Origin of the sequence: Streptomyces sp. NPDC051172 (assembly GCF_040682555.1) — a bacterium.
GTDB lineage: Bacteria > Actinomycetota > Actinomycetes > Streptomycetales > Streptomycetaceae > Streptomyces.
This window is the reverse complement of record NZ_JBFBBE010000221.1, coordinates 1-7,449: the sequence shown is the minus strand read 5'-3', so window position 1 is coordinate 7,449 and position 7,449 is coordinate 1. Positions and strand designations below refer to the sequence as shown.

The window sequence follows — 7,449 nt, the reverse complement described above, 5'->3', positions numbered from 1 at the left end:
GAGCCTCGCCGGGCGCTGCCCAAAAGCAGCCGGGAACCGCCAAAAACACGGACAGGTCAGGCACTTGACCGGCCCCGTTCCTTCAGGGATGAATGCTTACATTTTTCTGGCCGCCGACACACCGCTCGCCTGGGCGACGACCACGAAGCGAGGAAGCTCGATTATCGTCCAGCTGATCGCCTCGACGGGGGAGGCTGAACGTTGGTTTGGGCGGTGGTACCGCTGGCACGGTGCTCAGAACCGCTGGACGGCGGCCGGCTCGGTGATGGGGAGATCCTTGCGGCCGCTGCGATGCTTGAAGTGGAAGCCGACGGACTGGCGTTCGCCACTTTCAGCGGGCCCAATCGCGAGTAGCGCTCTTCCGCGGCTGCTACCATGCCTGCTTCCCTGCTATCAGCTGCTACGGCTCTTCTTTCAACTGCTACGGCCTCTGCTACGGCCTGGGGGTTAACCATATGCCTCCTGGTCACTTCGAACCCCTTGGTCGAGTCGAACCCCTTGCTCGAGAAATCACCGCTGAGTCGCTTGCTGGCCGTCTGGACCAGATCGCCTATCTGCCTACCCGTGCGGGTGATCGCGTCCTTCACATTGTCGCGGACCTCCACGCCTGTCCTGCTTGCCCTGCGTGCAAGGCCGCTCCCAGAGCGTGCAAGTCCTTTCACCGCCGCAGCTCCAACGTCAAGTGCGGCCGCTGTGCGTACTACCCCTTTCTTGGGTGCTCCGTCGTCGCGGGAGAAACCGCGCTTGTGTACTCTCTTGCGAGAGAGCAAGTCGAATGTACTCGTGGAGTCGGAAGGCCCAGGGTCGTCAGCGGAAACCGCAGGTTCGGGATCGGAATCCTCGGGGTTGGGAGTGGTCATGTTCGCTCCTAGATGTATGGATCGCTAATCCGTACAACGGGCACTCAGCAGGCGCGGTTCAACTCCAGTGTGGTCAGAGTTTCGTTCATCGAGAGGGCGTCAGGAGCAGGGCAGTTGCAAGTTTCCGGGGTAGCGCGGCTGGTCGGGTTATGGCCGGTTGGGCCGCATACGAGATCACCCGACTTTGCAACACCCCTGCAGGCCGGGGGCCTTGAATTCCGCGCGGGATCCGAAGTCCCCGGCAGCCATGTCGCATCCCGCGGCCAGTGTGAGAGCGTAGTGGCCCCTCCTGCGCCGGCTGCTCAATGTCCCTCCCTCCCAGCGGGACTTACACACGTTGCTGAGGGCTGCGGGGACGCGCGGGGCGCTCACCGCACCCCGCTGTCCTCCAGTGCCGATCTCAGGCTGCGCAGCGCGTAGTACACCCGGGACTTCACCGTGCCCTGCGGGACGCCGAGGGCTTCGGCCGCCTGGTGAGTGGTGCGGTCCTCGAAGATCGTTGCCCGGAGTGCCTCGCGGTGCGCCGGAGTCAGCGACCGCAGGGCGTCCTGTACCACGATGGACGACAGCATCTGTTCGATGTCGTCCACCTCGGCGCACATGTCGCTCAGCCAGGAGTTGCCGGCGATCTCCATCGGCCGTGCCATCCGCGTCCGGTGCGCGTCGATGACGAGGTTGCGGGCGACCCGGAACATCCAGGGTCGTACCGCCATCCCCTCGCCGTCCGCGAGGGCCTGCTTCTTCCAGCAGCGCAACAACGTCTCCTGGAGTATGTCCTCCGTTCGGTACGTGTCTCCGCCGAGCATGCGCAGCACGTACGAGTAGAGCGCCGGGCCGTGTTCCAGATAGAGATCCCGCAGCGCCCGCTCCTCGGGGGAGACCGCGCTCGCCGATCCGATGACCGTCACGTTCATGGTGTGCTCCTGCTCCTTGTCTGCCGGAGCTCGGAGTGTTGCGACGGGCGATGGATGTCCGTTTGACGAACGGTCCACGGGACGATCGACAAACGGTCCACACGGCGCTGACGGCGATATACGCGCAGGCAGTTCGACTCGTCAGAGGGTTCAGACGAGTGCCTCCAGGGCGTCCACGCGCCTGCGGACCTGGCCGGCGACCTCGGCATGGGGCGAGCGCACCAGGCCCCGTCGGCCCAACCGGTCCCACATGTGCAGCAGTTCACGCCCGTGTGCCACGGCCGCGCGGTCGTCGTCCAGCCACTGCCAGGCTGCTGTCGCCCGCGCCACCTCCTCGGGCGCCCTCCGGTCCCCGTCGCGGCACCGGATCCGGGCCACGGCCAGGGCCAGCACGACGGCCTCGCGGTGGTCGCCGCTGAGGTGCGCGATGTAGGCCTCCACCGCCCGTGCCTCGACCGCGTGCGGATGCTCGGCGCCCACCTCGTCGGTCAGGCTCTCGCGCAGCTCGGTCGCGAGGGCGTGTGCCTCGTACAACCGGCCGTCATCGGCGAGTGCGTTGATATGGCCGACCCGTGCGGCGAGTTCGGCAGGGAGCACGACGGCCGGTGTGCGAGCGGGCGCGCGGCCGATGTCCCGAACCGCGGCGGTGGCGCGGGCCACGGCGATGGCGACGGCTGTACCGGCGGGTTCGGCTCTTGGCTCAGGTCCCGGTCCGGATTCGAGCAAGCGGCTGGAGCCGTCCGGCGACACCTGCAGGACGAAGTGGCCGGTGTCGGAACGCTCGTTCACCGTCGCCTCGACGACCCCGCCGTGTTCGACGGCGTACCGCTGCAACCGGTCCAGTACGGCCTCGTGCACGGACTGGCCCGGCGTCGGCAGGAGTGATTCCCCGTTGACCTCGGGGAGTCCCTCGTCGGAGATGTACACCTCGAAGCGGATCACGGCTGCCTCCTTGTCATGAGGTGGGCGTGGGAGTCAGGGAATCGGTGGGCACGGCGGTGGGGAGGGAGGTCTGTACGCCGGTGGGCGTGGGGGTGCCGGACGGGATGGCGGCGACCCCCGCGTACTTGGCGAACTGGGCGCGGATCGCCGCGACATAGCCCTGGGCCTCCGCGGTCTCCGGCACGCCCTTGGCCGCGCGGACGGCGTCCATCCCCACGTCGTAACCGGCCAGGGCGAGGTCCAGCACGCTTCCGGTGGCCTCGTTGGCGTCGATCATCTTCTGTGCCTGGTCGGCCAGGTCGCACAGATAGCGGCCCTGCGCCAGGATCGAGTCCTTCGCGTCCAGCGCGGAGGCCTTGCCGTTGTTGTCGTCGTCCTTGCCGTACTTGGTGAAGACGTCGGGCGGCAGCTGTGAGATCCCCTGCTTGCCGTCCGGGCCGACGAGGGAGGCGTTGAAGCCGGACGCCTTCTCGATCTGGGACGCGATGACGATCGGGCCGATGGCGCCGCAGAGTTGGCCGGCCTGCTGGATGGGGTCCACCAGGCCCTCGGGAACCGTCGAGGTGTCCAGTTCGCCTTGGCCGTCGCCCAGGAAGACGGCCATCACCGAGCTCGCGTCGTCCGGCCCCGGGAGGTCTCCGCCGCCTCCGCCGCCGCCGAAGACGCTGTGGAAGAGCAGGTAGATCGCGATCAGCGGGGCCAGCAGAACACCGAACCCGCAGAAGACGATGACGATGACGGTCCCTCCGGCCAGGCCGAGCGGGAACAGCAGACAGCCGGCGCCACCGGCTGCGACCGCCGTGTTCCTGACGGCCTTCGACCCTCCGCCCTCCTCGTCCTTCCCGTCCGCAGCCTGCGGAGCGGCGCCGCCCTGCTCTCCCGTGTCCATGCCCATGGCTGTCCGCCCTCTTCCTCTCTCCTTGAACCGCTGTGCCGGAACGACCCGTTGTGCTGTCCGACGGGCTCGGGAGATCGAAACGGGCCTCCGGACAAATAAGTTCAAACCAGTGGAAACCGCATGAGCCAGCAAAGTGGACGTACGAGGCGAGAGGGGGGCGGGACACACATGGGTACACCTGCGGCAACGCCGACGGGCCGGGGAGCACCGACGGGCCAGGCAGGCTGGGTCCGGGGCCCGAGAGCCCCCCAGCCCACTAGCCCGGTCCCCGCCGGGAATCCGGCACCCCCTGCCGATCATGTCCGGGCCGCCCTGCCGCCCGCGCCTCAGCCCCGGCTTCAACCCCGGCCCCAGCCCCGGACACGCCGTCCCTCCGCCGCCCCTCTTCCCGAACGGACGTGGGGCGATACCCCTCGGCCCAGGGCGCCCAGGGGCCGGTCCCGGGACGAGGTCGGCTGGGTCCAGGCGCACGGCGGGGCCGGGGTCACCTCGCTGGTCGAGGTGCTCGGCGGGGTGGACGTGGGGGCCCGCTGGCCGGACCCGGCACGGGGCGAGCCGCGGCGGGTCGTACTCGTCGGGCGGACCAGCGCACGCGGACTGCGGTGCGTCTCGCGGGCCCTGGGCTCGCTGGAGGGCGGGCGGGCGCCGAAGGGGCTCGACCTGCTCGCCGTGGTGCTCGTCGCCGACGCCCCCGGCCGGCTGCAGCTCAGCCTGCTGCGCCGCATCCGCGTGCTGCGCTCCGCGGCGCGGGTGCAGCGCGTGCCGTGGATACCGGCATGGCGCACCGGCGGTCACCCGAAGGTGCTGCCCAGACAGTTCGACAGGCTCGCCGAGCTGGTGGGAAGCGAGCTCTACCGCGAGGGAGCCGCGTCATGAGCCCGTTCCTGCACGGGGCCCGGTTCCTGGCGGCCGCCCCCTACACCCCGTCCGGGGACGCATCCAGCGCGGCGATGACGATCATCAACACCCTGTGCTGGTGTGCCTCGGCCGCCGGCGTCTTCGGGCTGTTGGCCGTCGGGATCAACATGGCCATCCAGCTGAACCGCGGCGAACCGGGCGAGGGCGGCGCTCACTTCCGCGGCGTCTTCTTCGTCACCCTCGCCTGTCTGATCGCCACGACGGCCGGCCCGCTCGTCGATTTCCTCGGTGACCTGTCCCTCCTCGGGCCGTAGGCCCTATACGTCACCCGCCTTCGCGTACCGCCGTTCATCCCTTACGCCCACCACTCGCGCGGGCACCGATTCCACGGAGATCCTCCATGTCCTCACTGCTCATAGAAGCGTCCCACTTCCTGGCCGCCGACACGCCGGTCAGCGCCGTGCCCACACCGGTCAGCGGCGCCCCCAAGTCGCTGACCGACAAGGTCGGCACGGTCCTCGGCATCGTCTCCTGGGCAGGCACCGCGGCCGGTGTGCTCGGTGTGCTGGTCACCGGCGCGATGATGGCCGTGTCGCTCAAACGCGGCGAGAGCTCCGAGCACATGAGCCGGCTCGGCATGGTGCTCGGCGGCTGTGTGCTCGTCTCCACCGCGGGGCCGCTGGTCGGCTTCGTCTTCGGATGAGTCGGCGGTCGAGATGCTCATACGCAGACAGCGGCACCGGCCCGAGCCCTCCGGGCCGTACTGGAAGCAGCGCAGCTGGCAGACGTCGGCGGGGTTCCTCGCCCTTGTGGTGCTGGTCGGCGTCTTCGTGGCGCTGACCTCCGACGGCGACGGCGGCCGGGCGGGCGCTGCGCCGTCCGCGGGCCCGCTGACCACCGCGACCGCTCGGGACGGCCGCCCCAAGGGCTGCCGCACCGACGACAGCGCCGGGGACGCGCTGCCCAAGTCGGCGCCGAAAGACATCAGTTGGCAGGCGCTCGGCATCGCCCGGGTGCCGGTATCCGCGTCGGCGGGGCCCACCCGGACGAGCGGGGTGATGCGCTGGTGTTTCGCGCACACACCGGTCGGCGCCGCGCTGGCCGCCACCGTCATCCCCTCCCAGATGAGCGGCTCGGGCTGGCGGACCATCACCGACCAGCAGGTGGTGGCGGGGAGTGGCCGTGACCTGTTCGCGTTCCAGCGCTCGACCGTCGCGGACGTCGACAGCGCCGCCGAGAGCGGGGATACGTCCACCGCCTCGTACGCCGGGTTCGCGGTGACGTCGTACACGGGCACCGACGCCGGCGTCAGGCTGCTGCTCAGGACGGGGCAGGGCTACGCGTCGACCGTCGTCCTCCTGCGCTGGAGCGGCGGGGACTGGAAGGTCGTGCCCGACGACAGCGGTTCCCTGCACACGACGGTGGCGAACGTCTCCGGCAACACCAACGGCTTCGTCCTGTGGGGGGTGTGACATGAGCTGTTCCACCGGTAGTCCGATCACCGATCTGGCCAAGGGCTTCTTCGAGTTTCTCGGCGACCCCATCGGCACGATCGTCGGCCTGATCGCCAAGACCATCCTCGCGGGCGCCATCGCGGTGTACGGGGCCCTGGTCACCAAGGTGCCGACCCTGGACGACCTGAACGCGACCACGTCGAAGGACGTCAACGGCCAGACCCAGTGGCTGGTGGTCTACCTCGCGGTCGGTTCACTGCTGTTCGCCGCCTGCCGTATGGCCGTCGAGCGTCGCGCCACCGCGGGAACGACCGCTCTGAAGGGCATGGCCCGGGTCATCGCCGTGTCAGGTGCCGCCACCACCATCGTCCTGGCCGCCGCGCAGGTGGCGGACAACTACTCCAAGTATCTGTTCGACGCGAGCGTGCAGAAGACGCTGGACGGCGTCGGCTTCTGCGCCGACACCTCCGGCATCGAGCCCTTCCTGCTCCTCGTCCTCGCCTTCCTGCTGCTGATCGCCGGGATCATCCAGACGATCCTGATGTACATCCGGCTGGGCGTGATGATCCTGCTGCTCGGCACCCTCCCGCTGGCGGCGGCGGCCTCGATGACCGACTGGGGGTCCGGCTGGTGGCGCAAGCACATCGGCTGGATGATCGCCTGGCTGTTGTACAAACCGGCAGCCGCGCTGGTGATGTACAGCGGAGCCGCGATGATCAACACGAGCACGACGACTCCGAACCAGGGCGGCGGCGATCACGCCGTCAACCAGCGCATCGCCGGTATCGGCATCATGCTCCTGTCCGCGGTCGCACTGCCCGCGCTCCTGAAACTCGTGGTGCCCGCCACCGCCGCGCTCGGCGGGTCTGCCGCTTATACCGGGGCGATGCAGTCCGTGGGCGGCGGCCTGGCCACCGGCGCCCGGTCGCTCGGCGGCGCCCTCGGTGGCAGCGGCAGCAAGGATCCGTCGGGTCCCAGCGGCGCGTCCGGGGGTTCGAGCGGCACGGGTTCGGCCGGCACGAGCGGTACTGACGGCGCCAGCGGTACGAACGGTTCCGGCGGTACGAACGGCGCCGGCGGTACGAACGGCGCCGGCGGAGCCTCGGCCGGCGGCACGGCCGGTGCCGACGGCGGGACGGGGACCGGCGGCGGGACGGGGACCGGCGGCGGGACGGGGACCGGCGGCGCGGGTGCGACCGGCGGTGCCGGACGGGCCGCAGCGGCCGGCGGACCGGCCGCCATGGCAGTCGCGGCGGCAGTCACCGCGGCCCAGGTCGCGGGCAGAGCCGCCTCCGGATCCCTGGACGGCGCCGACGGCGACCAGGGCCACAACCCGAGCCCGCACCGCTGACCCCGCCGACCGGACGGCGACGCACCGCACTGCGGGCCGTCGCCCCCTGACCGGGGGGGGCGGACCCCCCCGGCCCCCCCCCCGGGGCCCGCCGGCACCCCCCGAACCCCCCGGCCCCCCGCCGCCGCCGCCCCACCCGCGCTCGTGGGAGCGCACCACTAAAAAGCAGACA

Annotated in this window: 8 protein-coding genes; 5 read left to right on the top strand and 3 right to left on the bottom strand. The window is 70.3% G+C overall.

Translation table 11 applies throughout. The features are described 5' to 3' along the window. Window positions 1-1,228: 1,228 nt before the first annotated feature. The 3 genes from AB0N07_RS48965 to AB0N07_RS48955 all read right to left on the bottom strand — a co-directional run bounded on the left by AB0N07_RS48965 (window position 1,229) and on the right by AB0N07_RS48955 (window position 3,605). On the bottom strand, window positions 1,229-1,774 hold the full coding sequence (locus AB0N07_RS48965; RefSeq protein ID WP_365847187.1) for a sigma-70 family RNA polymerase sigma factor: 546 nt from the start codon (window positions 1,772-1,774) through the stop codon (window positions 1,229-1,231). Window positions 1,775-1,924: 150 nt separating this feature from the next. Beyond that, complete coding sequence (locus tag AB0N07_RS48960) at window positions 1,925-2,716, bottom strand: hypothetical protein (protein ID WP_365847185.1); 792 nt, start codon at window positions 2,714-2,716, stop codon at window positions 1,925-1,927. Window positions 2,717-2,729: 13 nt separating this feature from the next. After that, the gene (locus tag AB0N07_RS48955; protein WP_365847183.1) at window positions 2,730-3,605 is read right to left on the bottom strand and encodes a lytic transglycosylase domain-containing protein; all 876 of its coding nucleotides are present in this window, start codon (window positions 3,603-3,605) and stop codon (window positions 2,730-2,732) included. Between the two features lie 522 nt (window positions 3,606-4,127). On the opposite strand from AB0N07_RS48955, the gene AB0N07_RS48950 reads away from it, so the two are divergent. The 5 genes from AB0N07_RS48950 to AB0N07_RS48930 all read left to right on the top strand — a co-directional run bounded on the left by AB0N07_RS48950 (window position 4,128) and on the right by AB0N07_RS48930 (window position 7,277). Then, window positions 4,128-4,490, top strand: coding sequence for a hypothetical protein (locus AB0N07_RS48950; RefSeq protein WP_365847182.1), 363 nt, complete (start codon window positions 4,128-4,130; stop codon window positions 4,488-4,490). Next, window positions 4,487-4,786, top strand: a complete 300-nt coding sequence (locus AB0N07_RS48945; RefSeq protein ID WP_365847180.1) for a hypothetical protein — start codon at window positions 4,487-4,489, stop codon at window positions 4,784-4,786. The genes AB0N07_RS48950 and AB0N07_RS48945 overlap by 4 nt, the downstream gene beginning before the upstream one ends. Before the next feature lie 86 nt (window positions 4,787-4,872). Continuing rightward, a complete protein-coding gene (locus AB0N07_RS48940; protein ID WP_365847178.1) occupies window positions 4,873-5,175 on the top strand; it encodes a hypothetical protein in 303 nt (100 codons plus the stop codon). Window positions 5,176-5,188: 13 nt separating this feature from the next. After that, complete coding sequence (locus AB0N07_RS48935; RefSeq protein ID WP_365847176.1) at window positions 5,189-5,944, top strand: hypothetical protein; 756 nt, start codon at window positions 5,189-5,191, stop codon at window positions 5,942-5,944. A 1-nt stretch (window position 5,945) separates the two neighbouring features. Then, window positions 5,946-7,277, top strand: a complete 1,332-nt coding sequence (locus AB0N07_RS48930; RefSeq protein ID WP_365847174.1) for a hypothetical protein — start codon at window positions 5,946-5,948, stop codon at window positions 7,275-7,277. Window positions 7,278-7,449 lie beyond the last annotated feature (172 nt).

Excerpts from the sequence above, each read along its gene's own strand:
- AB0N07_RS48965 (WP_365847187.1), bottom strand. The coding sequence starts at position 1,774 with ATGAACGTGACGGTCATCGGATCGGCGAGCGCGGTCTCCCCCGAGGAG.
- AB0N07_RS48955 (WP_365847183.1), bottom strand. The coding sequence starts at position 3,605 with ATGGACACGGGAGAGCAGGGCGGCGCCGCTCCGCAGGCTGCGGACGGG.
- AB0N07_RS48940 (WP_365847178.1), top strand. The coding sequence starts at position 4,873 with ATGTCCTCACTGCTCATAGAAGCGTCCCACTTCCTGGCCGCCGACACG.
- AB0N07_RS48930 (WP_365847174.1), top strand. The coding sequence starts at position 5,946 with ATGAGCTGTTCCACCGGTAGTCCGATCACCGATCTGGCCAAGGGCTTC.
- AB0N07_RS48945 (WP_365847180.1), top strand. The coding sequence starts at position 4,487 with ATGAGCCCGTTCCTGCACGGGGCCCGGTTCCTGGCGGCCGCCCCCTAC.
- AB0N07_RS48935 (WP_365847176.1), top strand. The coding sequence starts at position 5,189 with ATGCTCATACGCAGACAGCGGCACCGGCCCGAGCCCTCCGGGCCGTAC.